General features: G+C 64.1%; 12 protein-coding genes. 4 read left to right on the forward strand and 8 right to left on the reverse strand.

The window, feature by feature from the left end; translation table 11 throughout:
• Positions 1–32: 32 nt before the first annotated feature.
• From thrC to WH303_RS13430, 4 genes are all read right to left on the reverse strand, one after another.
• Positions 33–1,457 carry a threonine synthase gene (thrC, locus tag WH303_RS13415; protein WP_339519088.1) on the reverse strand — a complete coding sequence of 475 codons (1,425 nt, stop codon included), beginning with the start codon at positions 1,455–1,457 and terminating at the stop codon, positions 33–35.
• A gap of 207 nt (positions 1,458–1,664) precedes the next feature.
• The gene (locus WH303_RS13420; RefSeq protein WP_339519091.1) at positions 1,665–3,845 is read right to left on the reverse strand and encodes a M48 family metallopeptidase; all 2,181 of its coding nucleotides are present in this window, start codon (positions 3,843–3,845) and stop codon (positions 1,665–1,667) included.
• A gap of 244 nt (positions 3,846–4,089) precedes the next feature.
• On the reverse strand, positions 4,090–5,424 hold the full coding sequence (locus WH303_RS13425; protein WP_339519092.1) for a homoserine dehydrogenase: 1,335 nt from the start codon (positions 5,422–5,424) through the stop codon (positions 4,090–4,092).
• 79 nt (positions 5,425–5,503) lie between these two features.
• A complete protein-coding gene (locus WH303_RS13430; RefSeq protein WP_021025567.1) occupies positions 5,504–6,799 on the reverse strand; it encodes a pyridoxal phosphate-dependent aminotransferase in 1,296 nt (431 codons plus the stop codon).
• A 196-nt stretch (positions 6,800–6,995) separates the two neighbouring features.
• Between WH303_RS13430 and WH303_RS13435 the strand changes: the two genes are divergently transcribed.
• From WH303_RS13435 to WH303_RS13445, 3 genes are all read left to right on the forward strand, one after another.
• Positions 6,996–7,376 (forward strand): Mth938-like domain-containing protein, encoded by a 381-nt coding sequence (locus WH303_RS13435; RefSeq protein WP_021025568.1) that lies wholly within the window; start codon positions 6,996–6,998, stop codon positions 7,374–7,376.
• Positions 7,377–7,530: 154 nt separating this feature from the next.
• Positions 7,531–8,019, forward strand: a complete 489-nt coding sequence (locus WH303_RS13440; RefSeq protein WP_021025569.1) for a peroxiredoxin — start codon at positions 7,531–7,533, stop codon at positions 8,017–8,019.
• A gap of 289 nt (positions 8,020–8,308) precedes the next feature.
• Positions 8,309–10,090: a PhoH family protein gene (locus WH303_RS13445; RefSeq protein ID WP_339519095.1), complete on the forward strand. Its 1,782-nt coding sequence runs from the start codon at positions 8,309–8,311 to the stop codon at positions 10,088–10,090.
• Between the two features lie 125 nt (positions 10,091–10,215).
• Here the strand turns inward: WH303_RS13445 and WH303_RS13450 are convergent, their stop codons facing one another.
• Positions 10,216–11,907 carry a thiamine pyrophosphate-binding protein gene (locus tag WH303_RS13450; RefSeq protein ID WP_339519096.1) on the reverse strand — a complete coding sequence of 564 codons (1,692 nt, stop codon included), beginning with the start codon at positions 11,905–11,907 and terminating at the stop codon, positions 10,216–10,218.
• A 361-nt stretch (positions 11,908–12,268) separates the two neighbouring features.
• On the reverse strand, positions 12,269–13,801 hold the full coding sequence (amaB, locus tag WH303_RS13455) for an L-piperidine-6-carboxylate dehydrogenase (RefSeq protein ID WP_339519097.1): 1,533 nt from the start codon (positions 13,799–13,801) through the stop codon (positions 12,269–12,271).
• 285 nt (positions 13,802–14,086) lie between these two features.
• On the opposite strand from amaB, the gene WH303_RS13460 reads away from it, so the two are divergent.
• Positions 14,087–14,989, forward strand: a complete 903-nt coding sequence (locus tag WH303_RS13460; protein WP_021028349.1) for a LysR substrate-binding domain-containing protein — start codon at positions 14,087–14,089, stop codon at positions 14,987–14,989.
• 33 nt (positions 14,990–15,022) lie between these two features.
• Here WH303_RS13460 and dnaB read toward each other — a convergent pair whose 3' ends face one another.
• Positions 15,023–16,435 carry a replicative DNA helicase gene (gene dnaB, locus WH303_RS13465; RefSeq protein WP_021028348.1) on the reverse strand — a complete coding sequence of 471 codons (1,413 nt, stop codon included), beginning with the start codon at positions 16,433–16,435 and terminating at the stop codon, positions 15,023–15,025.
• Between the two features lie 170 nt (positions 16,436–16,605).
• Positions 16,606–17,058 carry a 50S ribosomal protein L9 gene (gene rplI / locus WH303_RS13470; protein WP_021028347.1) on the reverse strand — a complete coding sequence of 151 codons (453 nt, stop codon included), beginning with the start codon at positions 17,056–17,058 and terminating at the stop codon, positions 16,606–16,608.
• Positions 17,059–17,069: the final 11 nt, after the last annotated feature.

Consider the following 17,069-nt stretch of genomic DNA (forward strand, 5'->3'; position numbering starts at 1 on the left):
AGGCTCGAAGCGGTAGCGGCAGCTTAGCCGGTTCAGCGGCAGTGGTCCTTGATATAGGTCTTGACCTGGTCCACATCGGCGGGCATCACGACCACGCGCTTGGGCAGGTCTTCGATGCCGTCAAACTTGGCGGGGCGCTCGGGTGTGCGGCCCAGCGCCTCTTCAATGGTGGCGGCAAACTTGATCGGCAAGGCCGTCTCCAGCACGATCATCGGCTCGGCACCCAGGTGCTCACGCGCCACCTTCACGCCATCGGCGGTATGGGTGTCGATCATCTGGCCCAGGCGCTGGTAGGTGTCCTGGATGGTGGCCAGGCGGTCGGCATGCGTGCTCTTGCCGCTGACAAAGCCATAGCGGCCGGCAGCATCCTTAAAAGCCGGATCGGCCTGCAGGTCAAAGCGGCCCTCTTGGGCCACGCCTTGCGCAAACAGCTGCTGCAGGCGTGCGCCATCGCGGCCGACCAGGTCGAACACAAAGCGCTCGAAATTGCTGGCCTTGGAGATGTCCATCGACGGGCTCGAGGTCTCGAAGGTGTGGGCAGCGCCGCGCACCTGGTAGACACCGGTGCGGAAGAATTCGTCCAGCACATCGTTCTCGTTGGTGGCCACCACCAGCTTGGCAATCGGCAGGCCCATCTGGCGCGCCACATGGCCGGCGCAGACATTGCCAAAGTTGCCGCTGGGCACCGTGAAGCTCACCTTCTCGCTGTTCTGGCTGGTGGCCTGCAGGTAGCCGGCAAAGTAGTAGACCACCTGGGCCAGCAGGCGCGCCCAGTTGATGGAGTTGACGGTGCCAATCTTGTACTGCGCCTTGAAGGCGTGGTCGTTGCTGACCGCCTTGACGATGTCCTGGCAGTCGTCAAACACGCCTTCGATGGCGATGTTGTGGATGTTCTCGTCCTGCAGGCTGAACATCTGTGCCTGCTGGAAGGGGCTCATGCGGCCGTGCGGGCTGGTCATGAACACACGCACGCCCTTTTTGCCGCGCATCGCGTATTCTGCTGCGCTGCCAGTGTCGCCGCTGGTGGCACCCAGAATATTGAGCTCTTCGCCGCGGCGCGCCAGTTCGTACTCGAACAGGTTGCCCAGCAGCTGCATGGCCATGTCCTTGAAGGCCAAGGTCGGGCCATTGGAGAGCGCCTCGATCATCAACTGGCCTTCGAGCTGGCGCACTGGAACAATCGCCGCCGTGCCGAACACCGCCTCGGTGTAGGTCTTGTTGCAGAGCGCGCGCAGGTCATCGGCGGGGATGTCGTCGATGTACAGCGACAGAATCTCGAACGCCAGCGCGGCATAGCCCTTGCTCTTGAGCGTCTCGCGCAGCGCGCTCAGCTTGGCGTCGTCAATCTGCGGGTACTGCACCGGCATGTACAGACCGCCATCGGGCGCCAGGCCCTCGAGCAAAATGTCGCAAAAACGTTTTTGTTCGGCATGGCCGCGCGTGGAGAGATACAGCATGGAGGGTGCGAAATAAGTGGACACAGCCCGCTCACGGGCAAGGAGCAACTGCTTATTATCCTGCAGTCGCCAGTACTGGCACAGCTTGCGCAGGAATGTGGGGCACAGCAGCTGGCAGCAGCGGCCAGGCTGCGACACCGAGGGCAGCCGCTGGCATAAAAAAGCCCCGGACTGGGTCCGAGGCCTGGCTGGGTTGTGGAGCAGCCGTTAGACCTGCTCTCCCATGCGCGCCAGCTCCTGGCGGGCATAGTAGGCGCGCCACTGGTTCAGCACCAGCTCGGCAAAGGCCTGGTTCTTCATCTTCTTGACGCCCTTGAGCATCACGACGACGCGCTGCTTTTTCTTCTGGAACTGGGCGCGGCGCTTGCCCACGCCCATCGCAGGCGGCTGCACACCGGGCTCCAGCGCCATGATGACGGTGAGCATGTGGTTGGCCTGGTTGAACTCAAAATCATCGATCGACGACCAGGGCAGCAAGGCCTGCGCGTTGAAGAGGCGCACACCCGCGGGCTGCAGCACCATCGCCGGGCTTTGGCTGTCGCGCCAGAACAGCCGCGCCACCCATACGCAGACAAGACCACCGGCCAGCACACCTGCACCGACCGCCATGTGCAGACCCGCCATGAACAAGGCCACCGCGCCGCCAAAGCAGGCCAAGGCCAGAAAGCCGAACAAGCCCACCATGAAGGCCGAGCGCTCATGGATCACCGTCTCGGGCGCAGCCAGCGCCGCGATCTCGCGCAGCTCGGCCAGCTTGGCGCTGCGGTGGGACGCGGCTGCGCTGCTGAGCTCGTTTTGCAAGGCGGCATTCAGATCGGCGACCGGGGCCGGTGCGACCGCCCCGGCCAGGGTGCGGCTGCTGGCAGCGGGCGCGCCCTGCTCCAGGCCAAACTCCTGCAGCAGCTGGCTGCCCTGGGCATCCATCGCGCGGGCCAGCAACTCGGGGCTGACGGGCACACCCAGCGCAGCGAGGCGCTCGGCCAGCTCAGGGTGGGTGTCGGTCGGGTGGGCCTGGCGCTGGTCCAGGTGCTCACTCGGGTCGGTCATGCCCTTGGCAGCGACCAGCTGGCGCACATGGCCCAGCACGCCGCCTGCGACCGTCTCGCCCCGGTCCCAGTTGGCCTGCAGCGCCTCATCCACCAGGGGGGCCAGCGCGCTGATGCGCAGCAAGGACGACGCAACGGCCTGCGGGCTCACGACCTGCGCGCCCACCGCATCGGCGGCCAGCTCGCGCTTGCGGCTCCAGTAGCGCACCGCTTCGTGGAAGCTGTCCAAGAACATCTCGCCAAACAAGGTGGCTGGCCGGCGCAGAATGTCCATCCAGGAGCCCTCATGGCGCTCACCGCCGCTGATGGCCACCAGGTGGTGGAGGGTGGCGCTGTAGATCGGTGAGAAGCGCTGGCTGTAGAGCGTGTCCTCGCCGATGAAGTGGCCCAGCTCATGGCCGATCACCGCAGCAACCTCGCCGGCATTGAGAAAGGCCATATAGGGCAAGGGCAGGTACAGCACCCGCCCCTGGGGCAGCAAGGCGCCACTGGCCAGCTGCACCGGGTGCTCGGTCACAAAAAAGCCTTCGTTCAGGCCGACAACCAGAGCATCGGGCATGCCGGCGCCGGTCTTGGCGGCCACGCGGTCCACAAAGGCCCAGAGTTCGGGCGCCTGCTGGCGGCTGACGGTCTGGCCCATCACCTCGATGGGCGCGTTCTCCAGCGGCTTGCGCGATGCCTTCCAGACATCGATCAGCACCTTGCAGCCCGAGTAGAGCAGGAACAGCGCCAGGCCGCCGAGGATGAACATCAGCTTCATGTCGCCCTTACTGTAGTTGCGGTGGCGCAGGATGGGCATCATCTCGTAGACCAGCAGCGGGATGGCCGCACCGAACAGCAGCAGCACCATGACCACCATATAGGTCGGCAAGAGCTTGCGGCCCTTCTGGAAGGTCGCGAGCAGCTGCTCGCGCGATTGCAGGGCCTTGGCGCCCATGCCGCGCTGGTACACCACACCCAGCGCCGACCACAGCAGCGCCAGCACGCTGAAGGCGATGGTGCAGCCCGCCAGCACCGGCTGCAAGTTACGGGTGGTGACATTCAGACCCTGGTTTTGCAGGTCCTGGATGGCCATCAGGTACTCGTTTTTGACCTTCCAGACCGGGTATTCCTTGCCCTCGCTGTCCCGCACCGTCGCACGGCGGCCGGGCTTTTCGGCCTCGATCGCCTCGAGCTGACGCACCACCTGCTGGTACTGGGCGATCTGCGCGCCCACATCCGAGACCGGCGTATCGGCCCGCGACCATTGCCAAAGGCCAATGGCCAGCATCAGCAGCGGAATCCCGAACAACACCCCCCAACGCTTGGCCAGCGCCAGCCATTTCTTGTCGGTGTCCGACATAGTGCAACTCCCCGTCTTTGTTATCGATCTGCAGCCCCCGAGGGGCGCTGCATTTGTGAGCGGCCATTATTTAGAAAAATAATGACGTGAACAAATGCCGACAAGTAACAGAATGATGCGAATGTTTTTGCAGCCGTTGGACCCCAAAAAGCAAAACCGCCTGGGCCGGATCGGCCACAGGCGGTTGGGTAGGCGGCAGGCGCCGGGCGGTGCGACCGGCGGCCGCAGCGGCTCTAGCGCTCGCTTAGTTCAGCTCTTCCTTGCGGATGCGGGTGATCGGCGCCAGCACGGTGGGCAGGCCCTGGATTTCGGCGAGCGCCTTGTCCATATCGCCTTCGCGCGTGTCGTGCGTGAGGATGATCAGGTCGGTCTGGGTCGAGCCTTCGCCACCGACTTCGTCGGCTTCGCGCTGCAGCACCGCATCGATGCTGATGCCGGCGCCCGCCAGCAGCCCGGTGACCTTGGCCAGCACGCCGGCCTCGTCGGCCACGCGCATGCGCAGGTAGTAGCTGGTGGTGATATCGGCCATCGGCAGCACCGGCAGCTCCTGCCCCGCTTCACGCAAGGTGCTGCTCTGGAAGGCCAGGGGCGGGACGCGGTGGGCCACAGCAGCGCCTTCGAGGCGGGCGATGTCGACCAGATCGGCAATCACGGCCGAGGCGGTGGGCTCGGAGCCTGCGCCCTTGCCGTAGTACAGGGTCGTGCCCACGGCATCGCCATGCACCACCACGGCATTCATCGCGCCTTCCACATTGGCGATCAGGCGCTTGGATGGCACCAGCGACGGATGCACCCGCAGCTCGATGCCCTTGTCGGTGCGCTTGGTGATGCCCAGGAGCTTGATGCGGTAGCCCAGCTGCTCGGCATAGCGGATATCGACCGACGACAGCTTGGTGATGCCCTCGACATAGGCCTTGTCGAACTGCACCGGCACGCCAAAGGCGATGGCGCTCATCAAGGTGGCCTTGTGCGCGGCGTCCACGCCTTCGATGTCGAAGGTCGGGTCGGCCTCGGCGTAGCCCAGGCGCTGCGCTTCTTTGAGCACCACGTCAAAGTCCAGGCCCTTGTCGCGCATCTCGGAGAGGATGAAATTGGTGGTGCCGTTGATGATGCCGGCAATCCACTGGATCTGGTTGGCGGTCAGGCCTTCGCGCAGCGCCTTGATGATCGGGATGCCACCGGCCACGGCCGCTTCGTAGGCCACCATCACGCCCTTGTCGGCCGCTGCCTTGAAAATCTCCGAGCCATGCACGGCCAGCAGGGCCTTGTTGGCCGTCACCACATGCTTGCCAGCGGCAATCGCCTCCAGCACCAGGGTCTTGGCCACGCCATAACCGCCGATCAGCTCGATGACCACATCGATGTCGGGATTGGCGATCACCTCGCGCGCGTCCTTGAAGACGGCGGCCTGGTCACCCACCACCGCACGGGCACGGGCTTCATCCAGATCGGCCACCATGGTCACGGCAATATCGCGGCCAGCGCGGCGGCGAATCTCGTCATGGTTACGTTGCAACACGTTGAAGACACCACTACCGACGGTGCCGATGCCCAACAAGCCTACTTGGATCGGTTTCATAAATTCTCTTGGATACGTTGAATAACCAACAAGGCGCCCAGCCGGACGCCTGTCGTTGTCAGATAGGAAAGGCGGCGACTCAGGCAGCGGATTTTTCTGCCTTGGTCTTGACCAGCTTGATATCGGCCTTATGGGCTTGCGCAAGCTGCTCGGTTCCGTGGCGAAGTCGGTACTTGGCCAGGAAAGCGGCCAGGCGGTTGATCGCTTCGCGCAGGTCCGCCTCATGGGGCAGGAACACGATGCGGAAGTGGTCAGGCCGTGGCCAGTTGAAGCCGGTGCCCTGGACCAGCATCACGCGAGTCTCCTTGAGCACCTGCAGGAAGAATTCCTGGTCGTCCTCGATCGGGTAGACCGCAGGGTCGAGCTTGGGGAACATGTAGAGCGCGCCCTGGGGCTTGACGCAGCTGACACCGGGGATGGCATTGATCAGCTCCCAGGCCAGGTCACGCTGCTTGCGGAGGCGCCCGCCTTCTTGCACCAGCTCATCAATGCTCTGGTGGCCGCCCAGCGCGGTCTGCACGGCCCACTGGCCGGGCACATTGGCGCACAGGCGCATGTTTGAGAGCATGTTCAGGCCCTCGATATAGTCGGCAGCGCCCGTCTTGTCGCCGGAGATCACCATCCAGCCGGCGCGGTAGCCGCAGCTGCGGTAGGCCTTGGAGAGCGAATTGAAGGTGATGGTCAGCACATCCTGCGACAGCGAGGCCATCGGCGTGTGCTTGGCATCGTCATACAGCACTTTGTCATAGACCTCATCGGCAAAGATGACCAGGCCATGCTCACGCGCGATCTGCACGATGTCGCGCAGCAGGGCGTCGGAATACAGCGCGCCGGTGGGGTTGTTGGGGTTGATGACCACGATGCCCTTGGTGCGGGGCGTGATCTTGGCGCGGATGTCCGCCAGGTTGGGCATCCAGCCGTTTTCTTCGTCGCACATATAGTGCACCGGGGTGCCGCCCGACAGACTGGTCGCCGCCGTCCACAGCGGGTAGTCGGGGGCTGGCAGCAGCATTTCGTCGCCAGTATCGAGCAGCGCATTGGTGGCCAGGCTGATCAGCTCGGAGGCGCCATTGCCCAGGTAGATGTCGTCCAGACCCACGCCCTTGATGCCCAGGCGCTGGGTTTCGTGCATCACCGCCTTGCGCGCGGCAAAAATGCCCTTGCTGTCGGAGTAGCCCGCCGAGTTGGGCAGGTTGCGGATCATGTCCTGCTGCACCTCTTCAGGGGCATCGAAGCCAAACACCGCCAGGTTGCCGATGTTGAGCTTGGTGATCTTCTGTCCTTCGTCCTCCATCCGCTTCGCCGCGTCCATGATCGGCCCTCGAATGTCGTAACACACATTGGCCAGCTTGGCGGATTTTTGAATCGTCTTCATGACAGAAACCACTACCTCTGAAAACACGGGATTGCAGCCGGCTGGCAACCATGCCAATACCTCGAACCCACAACCCAACTAGGTGAAAACTATAATTTGACCACAGATCCTTGCGTTGATCGCCCTGTAGTGGCTCCCTGTGCCTGCGGCACCGGGCACCGCCCCGTCCCAGCCCCGTTTGCAGAAAGCCCGCGCCATGAAGTTCCAGCCCGATAAATCCGACACCTTGACCATCACAGGCTATGGCCCGGGCTGGCTGGCCGTGGACAAGCAGTCCTATGCATACAGCCTGGTGGTCGGCTCCAACGGCACCCTCCAGCGCTGGGATTGCGAGCGCTTCGAAGACCTGGGCCCCGCCCATTTCGCCCAGCTCGCCGAGGCCGATGTCGAAACGGTCATTTTCGGCAGTGGCAATCGGTTACGTTTTCCTTCGCCTGCCTGGCTGGCTCCACTGATTGCAAAACGTATCGGCTTCGAGACCATGGATACGCCCGCTGCATGCCGTACCTACAACGTATTGGCTGGTGAGGGACGCAAGGTCTTGCTGGCCGTGCTGCTGGAGGCTCCTGCTCTATAACCACAATCGATAGCCTGTGTTTATCAGTGGGGCTCGATAAATATTTCGATTCGGGTTAAAATACTCGCTTGCGGCCGCGGGCCTGAATAACAACTAGATGAATACTTTGATTCCTGCGGCCTTTTTGCGATTACTCCGGAGAAAATAGAGAGCTATGGCTGTTGTTGTCAACAAACCCTTGCCAGAATTTGAAGCACAAGCGACGGGAGGCCTGAAGGTCTCCAATGCGTCGCATCAGGGGCAAATTCTGGTGCTGTACTTCTACCCCAAGGATAACACCCCCGGTTGTACCACCGAAGCCATGCAGTTCCGCGACAAGTACGCGGATTTTGTCAAGGCTGGTGCAGCCGTCTTCGGCGTGTCGCGCGACAACATGAAGTCGCACGACGACTTCAAGGAAAAGCTTGAGCTGCCCTTCGAGCTGATCGCCGATACCGAAGAGAAGCTGTGCCACATGTTCGGCGTCGTCAAGAACAAGATCATGTACGGCAAGAAGGTCAAGGGCATCGAGCGCTCGACCTTCCTGGTCGGCCCTGATGGCATCTTGGTGCAAGAATGGCGCGGCCTGAAGGTGCTGGGCCATGTCGAAGAAGTGCTCAAGGCCGTCAAGTCGATGAAGGCTGCGCAAAAGAAGGCTGCCTAAGCCGCTGCGCCAGGCGGCAACCGTGTGGCGGCGCGCGATCTGCGGATGCGCGCCGTTGCTGTTTCCGTCTTTCTGGGCCGACACCGCGATCCATGACTGCGATTGCTGGTTTCGGGGCGCCCAGAATGTGCATAATGGGCTCCATATGTATGTGAGTCCGGATTGTTCTGTCATTCCCCATGAAAAAGGCTGTCTTGCTTGCGAGATGGCCTTTTTTGCATCCGGGGTGGCAGGCGTTCGGAGTGAGTTCGCCCATTTGGCGAGTGTTTAGATAAAGGCCCCGAGCTCCATGCCCTTGCCTCCCGCACCTACCCGCCGTGGCAGCCAGCTTTCCGCTGGTGACTTTTCCGCCAAGACCAACACCCCATCCCGTGCATCCGCGGCCGCTGCGCGCGATGAACAAGACGACGATCTTCTAGACCTGGACACGGCGCCCGCCGCCGTGGCCGCGAGCCCTGCGCCGCGCCGTGGCACGCAAGCCGCTGCCGCCCCCAAGGCCAGCAGCCGCAGCAAGAAAGCGGCGGCCACCCCTGCTCCCGTGCAAGCCCCTGCGCCGGTGGCCGCAAGCGCCAAGGCGCCGCCAGCAGCCAAGCCTGCGCAACCGGCCCGCAGCCCTGCCGTGGCCGAAGCCAGCCCCGTCGTGGCCAGCAAGCCGGCCAAGGCCGCCAAACCGCGCAGCGACAAGGCCAAGCTCTTTGTGCTCGACACCAATGTGCTGCTGCATGACCCCAGCAGCCTGTTCCGCTTTGAAGAGCACGATATCTACCTGCCGATGATCGTGCTCGAAGAGCTCGATGGCCACAAGAAGGGCATGACCGAAGTGGCCCGCAACGGCCGCCAGGCCAGCCGCACGCTCGATGCGCTGGTCGCCAGCCAGGAAGCGCATCTGGCCCAGGGCATTCGCCTCGATGCCACCGGCCAGAAGGGCGCCAGCGGCTGCCTGTTCTTCCAGACCGAGCCGCTGAACTACCAGCTGCCCGAGAGCCTGCCCCAGGGCAAGGCTGACAACCAGATCCTGGGCGTGGTCGAGGCCCTGCGCCAGCGCCACCCTGACCGCCCTGTGGTGCTGGTGTCCAAGGACATCAACATGCGCGTCAAGGCGCGTGCGCTGGGCCTGGAGGCCGAGGACTACCAGAACGACAAGACGCTGGAAGACGGCGACCTGCTCTACACCGGCATGCTGCAGCTGCCGCTGGATTTCTGGGCCAAGGTCGGCAAGAAGGTCGAGAGCTGGCAGTCGGGCGCCTCCACCTGCTACCGCATCAGCGGCGCCATCACCCAGCAGCTGCACATCAACCAGTTTGTCTTCTACGAAGCCCCCGGCGAGAACAGCCTGTTTGCCCGCGTGATCGAGATCCGTGACAAGACCGCCGTGCTCGAGACGCTGAAAGACTACGGCCACCAGAAGAACAATGTGTGGGGCGTGACCACACGCAACCGTGAGCAGAACTTCGCGATGAACCTGCTGATGGACCCGGATGTGGACTTTGTCACCCTGGCCGGCACGGCAGGCACCGGCAAGACCTTGATGGCCCTGGCCGCCGGCCTGAACCAGGTGCTTGACGAGCGCCGCTACACCGAGATCATCATGACCCGCGCCACCGTGAGCGTAGGCGAGGACATCGGTTTTCTGCCCGGAACCGAAGAAGAGAAGATGGGCCCCTGGATGGGCGCATTGGACGACAACCTGGAGTTCCTGGCCAAGGGCGACGGCGGCAATCCTGGCGAATGGGGGCGCTCTGCCACCAATGACCTGATCCGCAGCCGCATCAAGATCAAGAGCATGAACTTCATGCGCGGCCGTACCTTCCTGAACAAGTACGTGATCATCGACGAGGCGCAGAACCTGACGCCCAAGCAGATGAAGACCTTGATCACCCGTGCCGGCCCCGGCACCAAGATCATCTGCATGGGCAACCTGGCCCAGATCGACACGCCCTACCTGACCGAAGGCTCCTCGGGCCTGACCTATGTGGTGGACCGTTTCAAGGGCTGGCCACACAGCGGCCACATCACCCTGGCACGCGGCGAGCGCTCGCGCCTGGCCGACTTTGCCAGCGATGTGCTGTAAACCGCGCTAGGCCGCAGCAGGGGCTGCACAGCCTCCGCCAAGGCCCAGGCCAAAAGCCCCAAAAAGCCAAATACAAAGGCACCGAGTTTTTGCTCGGTGCCTTTTTTTGCGCCTTCAGCCGGGGCTTAAACGCCAGTGCCTCGGATCTGGTCCAGGCTGCGCGCCGGCGTAATCGCCTGCGGATCGAGCTTGCAGTGCAGGATCACCGGCAGCTGGTGCTGTTCCGCCCAACTGCGCATGGCAGCGAGCGCAGGGGCAAAGTCTTCGGTCTTCTCGACCAACGCTGCATTGCCGCCAAAGGCCTTGGCGTAAGCCACAAAGTCGGGGTTGCGCAGCTCGGTGGCACTGACCCGGTTCGGGTAGTCGCGCTCCTGGTGCATGCGGATGGTGCCGTACATGCCGTTGTCGATCAGCAGCACGATGACGGGCAGCTGGTACTGCACGGCGGTCGCAAACTCCTGGCCATGCATCAGAAAGTCGCCATCGCCGGCAATGCAGACGACGCTGCGCTGCTTGTCCAGGCGCTTGGCGCCGACGGCGGCGGGCAGCCCATAGCCCATGCTGCCACTGGTGGGGGCCAGTTGGCTGCCATAGTGCGTGAACGGCCAGAAGCGGTGCACCCAGGTGGCAAAGTTGCCCGCGCCATTGCACCAGACCGTATCGGCCGGCAGCACCTCACGCAGATGGACCATCAGCTGGCCCATCTGCAGCGCGCCAGGCACCTGGATGGGCGCAGGATTGCTCCAGGCCAGGTAGTCGGCATGGGCCTGCTGCACCAGCGCCTGGCGCTCGGCGCGTGGCGCAGTGGCGGGCTGGCGGGCCAGGGCGGCGCAAAAGGAGTCGGGCGCGGCCACAATCGCCTGGTCAGCCTGGTAGACCCGGCCCAGCTCATCGGGATCGGGGTGTACATGGATGAGCCGCTGGCCGCTGCTGGCCGGAATGCCCAAGAGGCTGTAGCCCTGCGAGGGCACCTCGGACATGCGCCCGCCCAGCAGCACCACCAGATCGGCCTGCTTGATGCGTTCGATCAGCTTGGGATTGACGCCCAGGCCCACATCGCCGGCATAGTTGCCGTGGTGGGCGGGGAACACCATCTGGCGGCGGAAGGAGCAGGCCACCGGCACCGCATGGGCGGCAGCAAAGGCGGCGATATCCGCATGGGCCTGCGCAGTCCAGCGCGAGCCGCCGGCAATGATGATGGGGTTTTGCGCGGCGGCCAATTGGGCGACGACGGCGGCCACATCGGCATCGGCGGCATGCGCGGGCGCAGGCTGGTAGCGGCGCGCATCAGGCACGCTGACGGCATCGCGTAGCATGTCTTCGGGCAGCGCTATCACCACCGGGCCGGGGCGGCCGCTGGTGGCCACGGCAAAGGCGCGGGCCATGGTCTCGGGGATGCGCGCCGCATCGTCGATCTCGGTGGCCCACTTGACCATGCTGCCAAACACGGCGCGGTAGTCCAGCTCCTGGAAGGCCTCGCGGCCGCGCGCCGAGCGCTCGATCTGGCCGACGAAGAGGATCATCGGGGTCGAGTCCTGCATCGCGATGTGCAAGCCAGCCGAGGCATTGGTAGCACCTGGCCCCCGCGTGACCATGCAGATGCCTGGCTGGCCGGTGAGCTTGCCCTGGGCTTCGGCCATCATCGCGGCGCCGCCCTCCTGACGGCAGATCGTCGTCTCGATGGGCGCGTCATAGAGCGCATCGAGCACCGCCAGAAAGCTCTCGCCCGGCACCGTGAAAATCTGCTGCACGCCGTGGATCAGCAGCTGGTCCACCACCAGCTGGCCACCGGTGCGTGTTGCTTGCTTGTCTGCCATGTCTTGTCTCCTTTGTCTTGTCATCGATGCGCCAGAAGCGGGGGATTGAACCCGATCTGGCCTGGCTACACATTGCGCCAGCGCAGCAAATGGCTGCGCAGCGCCGCAAAAAACGGCAGCATCGGATGCCACAAGGGCTGGCCTGCAACGGTGGCAGGCCAGCCCTTGGCGGATGCTGGTGGGGTTGCAGACAGGGGCGCAAAGCCCCTGCCTGGGTGAGTGGCCGCACAGGGCACAGGCATATCAGTGGCCTGCGCTGGCAGCACACACCCGGCGGCGCAGCGGCCGCCCCGGTGGGGAGACCTGCAAGCCCGGGCAGCGGGCAGTATGCCCACGGCGCCGGCCTGCAGCTGCCCGCCCATCACACGTCAAAGCGCACGCCTTGCGCCAGTGGCAGCGCGCCACTGTAGTTGATGGTGTTGGTGGCACGGCGCATATAGCCCTTCCAGGCGTCCGAGCCCGATTCGCGGCCACCGCCGGTTTCCTTCTCGCCACCAAAGGCACCACCGATCTCCGCACCCGAGGTGCCGATATTGACGTTGGCAATGCCGCAGTCGCTGCCGGCTGGCGACATGAAGCGCTCGGCATCGCGCAGGTCGCTGGTGAAGATGGCCGACGACAGGCCCTGGGGCACGGCGTTCTGCACCGCGATCGCATCGTCGGCGCTGCCGTCGTAGGTGACGATGTAGAGGATGGGCGCAAAGGTTTCGTGCTCCATCACCTTGGTCTGGGAAGGCATCTTGACCAGAGCCGGGCGCACGTAGTAGGCATCTTTACCCAGGTCTTCGCGCTCGCGCTGGCCGCCGATGACGGTGCCGCCCTCTTCCTTGGCCTGGGCCAGTGCGGCCTGCATGCCGTCGAACGAGGCCTTGTCGATCAGCGGGCCCACCAGGGTGCCATCGGTCAGCGGGTCACCCACGGTGACGCTGCCGTAGATCTTTTCGAGGCGCGCCACCAGCTGCTCGGCCACCGACTTGTGCACGATCAGGCGGCGCAAGGTGGTGCAACGCTGGCCGGCAGTACCGACGGCTGCAAAGGTGATGGCGCGGGCGGCCAGCTCCAGGTCGGCCGACGGCGTGACGATCATCGCGTTGTTGCCACCCAGCTCCAGGATGGAGCGGCCAAAGCGCTCGGCCACCTTGACGCCGACCTGGCGGCCCATGCGGGTCGAACCGGTGGCGCTGACCACGGGCACCAGCGGGCTGTCCACCAGCACTTCGCCCACTTCACGGGCGCCAATCAGCAGCTGGGCCAGGCCCGCTGGCACGGCACCAGGTTGCTCCTGGTTGAAGGCAGCAATCGTCTGCTCGAGCAGGTGCTGGCAGGCCACGGCGGTCAGCGGGGTCTTCTCGGACGGCTTCCACACCACCACGTCGCCACAGACCAGGGCCAGCGCGCTGTTCCAGCACCAGACGGCGACGGGGAAATTGAAGGCCGAGATGATGCCCACGACGCCCATCGGGTGCCAGGTTTCCATCATGCGGTGGCCGGGGCGCTCGCTGGCAATCGTCAGACCATGGAGCTGGCGCGACAGGCCAACGGCAAAGTCGCAGATATCGATCATTTCCTGGACTTCGCCCAGGCCTTCGGAGGTGATCTTGCCCGCTTCAATCGACACCAGGGCGCCGAGTGCCGTCTTGTGCTGGCGCAGGGTCTGGCCAAAGCGGCGCACCAACTCGCCACGCACGGGGGCGGGCACGGTGCGCCACTGCAGGTAGGCCTGGTGGGCAGCAGCAATGGCGTCCTGCGCCTGCTGCGCGCTGTGGGCCTTCAACACGGCCAGGCTGGCGCCGTCGGCGGGCGAGCGGCTGGTGATGTCCTGGCCTGCCAGGGGCTGGAGGTCGAGCGCAAGCGCCTTGAGAATATCGTTCAAACGTTGGGTGGATTGCGTCATCGCTCGTCTTTCCTATTCACTATCACAACAGAAACTGTCCGGCCCTCAGTGCGGGCCCGGACCATGATGGGGGGGTGCTGCCAATGCAGCTTAAAGCGCTGCGCGCCCGGACACGGGCACAGCGCTTTGTACACCCTGCCCGTGACAGGGCTGCACAGGGCCCGCCTGCGGCAGTGCGCAGCGGGTGCAGAAGCACCAAACTTAAAAATACTATGTGAACTATCAGGAACAACAAAATGAGAAAATGGTGAGACATAGTGCGTTTTTTGAACAAAGTCCCCACCCATGCGCAACGCGATTCCCAATATCGGCCTGTTGATGGCTTTTGAAGCCTCGGCCCGGCACGGCAATTTCTCCCGCGCTGCCAATGAGTTAGCGTTGACCGCCAGTGCCGTCAGCCGCCATGTGGCGGCGCTGGAGGACCGGCTGGGGGTGCCGCTTTTTGTACGCCACAAACGCCGCGTCATGCTGACCGATGCGGGTAAACGATATGCGCAGCGTGTGCGTGTGCACCTCAACGGCCTGGAGCGCGATACGCAGGAGATCGCCAACAGCCGCGCCCAGGGCTATGCCATCCACCTGGCCGTCGTCTCCAGCTTTGCCACGCAGTGGCTGGTGCCCCGGCTGCCCGCCTTTGCGCAGCTGCACCCGGACATCCATGTGCACCTGTCGGTGCGCTCAGAGCCTTTTGCGTTCGAGGAAAGCGGTTTTGACGGCGCCATCTATTCGGGCGACGGCCTCTGGTCCAAGACCCAGGGGCAGCGCATTGCCCGCGATGGCGCCTGCATCCCCGTCTGCAGCCCGGCCTTTGCAGCGCAGCATGCGCTGGCCACGCAGGAGGACTGGCAGCCACTGGTACACATCGGGCTGGAGAGCCGGCCCGCTGCCTGGCGCGACTGGTACAACGGCCTGGGCTGGGACTACTCGGTGCAGGCCTCGCGCGGGCCGCGCTATGAGCTGTTCTCGATGGTCATCATGGCGGCCGCCGCCGGCCTGGGCGTAGGCCTGGTGCCCGAGGTGCTGGTGCAACCGGCGCTCGATGCGGGCCAGCTGATCCCCGCCCATACCCAGACCTTGCCGGGCACGCAGAGCTACTGGTTCAGCTACCCCACCTACCGCGAGCCCTCGGCCGCGCTGCAGGCTTTTGAGCAATGGGTGCTCCAGCAAAGCCAGGGGCAGCAGGACTGAGCCCCACCCCAGCCTGCCCTGCGCTGGCGTGCATCAGTAGTCGTCGCCGCCCACGGCCAGGTTTTCAAAGCGGGTCTGGTTCTTCTGGAAGAACAGCTTGACCGTGCCGGTCGGGCCGTTACGCTGCTTGCCGATGATGACCTCGGCCACATTGGGCTCATTGCTCTCCTTGTTGTAGTAGTCATCGCGGTAGATGAACATGATGATGTCCGCATCCTGCTCGATGGCGCCCGATTCGCGCAGGTCGGACATCATCGGGCGCTTGTCGGTGCGCTGCTCCACCGAGCGGTTGAGCTGCGACAGCGCAATCACCGGGCATTGCAGCTCCTTGGCCAGCATCTTCAAACCGCGCGAGATTTCACCGAGCTCCGTCGCCCGGTTGTCCGAGCTGGCCGCCGAGCCCGAGCCGCTCATCAGCTGCAGGTAGTCGACCACGATCAGGCCGAGCTTGCCGCACTGGCGGGCGAGGCGCCGCGAGTTGGCGCGCAGCTCCGACGGCGTCAGGCCCGGGGTCTCATCGATGTGCAGCGAGACCGTGCGCAGCCGCTCGATCGCCTCGGACAGGCGCGGCCACTCCTCATCGGTCAGCTTGCCGGTGCGCAGATTGCCCTGGTTGACCCGGCCAATCGAGCCCACGATACGCACCGCCAATTGGGCGGCGCCCATTTCCATCGAGAAGATGGCTACCGGCAGGCCTTCGTTGAGCGCCACATGCTCGGCAATGTTCACCGCGAACGAGGTCTTGCCCATCGAGGGGCGCGCGGCCAGCACCACCAGGTCACCGGCCTGCAGGCCGCTGGTCATGCGGTCCAGGTCGGCAAAGCCGGTAGGCACACCGGTCACATCGACCGGGTTGTCCGCCATCTCCTGCACCCGGTCGAGCAGGTCCACGACCAGGTTGTCCAGCGACTGGAAGCCCTGCTTCATGCGCGAGCCCTCCTCGCCAATCGCAAAGATCTTCTGCTCGGCCTCGTCCAGAATGCGGTCCACCGTCTTGCCCTGCTGGTTGAAGGCGTTGGTGGCGATCTCGTCACTGGCGGTGACCAGCTTGCGCAGGATCGAGCGCTCGCGCACGATTTCGCCATAGCGGCGGATATTGGTGGCGCTGGGCACATACTGGGCCAGCTGGTTCAGGTAGGCCAGGCCGCCCACCTCTTCGGCCTTGCCGATGCTTTGCAGGTGCTCATAGACCGTGATCACATCGGCGGGCTTGCCGGCATTGATCATGCTGGCCATGGCCGCGAAGATCAGCTTGTGCTCATGGCGGTAGAAGTTGTCCTCGGCCAGCACATCGCCCACCCGGTCCCAGGCATTGTTGTCCAGCAGCAGGCCCCCCAGCACGCTGGACTCCGATTCGATCGAATGCGGCGGTATGCGCAGCTGCGCCACCTGCTTGTCGGGGGTGATGAAGGCAGTGTCATCCAGGGGGGGAAAGGTCTCTGACATGGGAAATCCAAATGAGCAAACGCTGGCCTGGCAGCCAGCAATCCACAAGAATAGCGCAGATGCCGCGCAAGGCTGACAGCGACGAACAAAACCCGCATCCCGGGGACTGTGCTGCGGCCGGGAACGAAAAAGCCGCCCGAGGGCGGCTTCTCAACGCAGAGCGTGGAGTATTAAACGTGTTCGCCGTAGACGGACACGTTCACTTCCACCACCACGTCGGTGTGCAGAGCCACTTCCACAGCGGTCTCGCTCACGGTCTTGATAGGACCGTTGGGCAGACGCACTTGCGACTTGGCCACTTGGAAGCCCATCTTGCCCAGTTCATCAGCGATGTCGTGGTTGGTGACGGAGCCGAACAGACGGCCATCCACACCTGCCTTTTGGGTCAGCTTCACGGTCTGGCCGGACAGCTTCTCGCCTTGTGCTTGGGCAGCAGCCAGCTTTTCAGCAGCAGCCTTTTCCAGCTCAGCGCGCTTGGCTTCGAATTCAGCCTTGGCAGCTTCGGTAGCGCGGCGTGCGCGGCCCGAAGGGATCAGGAAGTTACGTGCGTAGCCGTCCTTGACCTTCACGATTTCACCCAGGTTGCCCAGGTTCACGACCTTGTCGAGCAGAATGATTTGCATGTTCGTGCTCC

This window comes from Comamonas sp. MYb69 (genome assembly GCF_037479315.1).
Taxonomy (GTDB): Bacteria; Pseudomonadota; Gammaproteobacteria; order Burkholderiales; family Burkholderiaceae_C; genus Comamonas.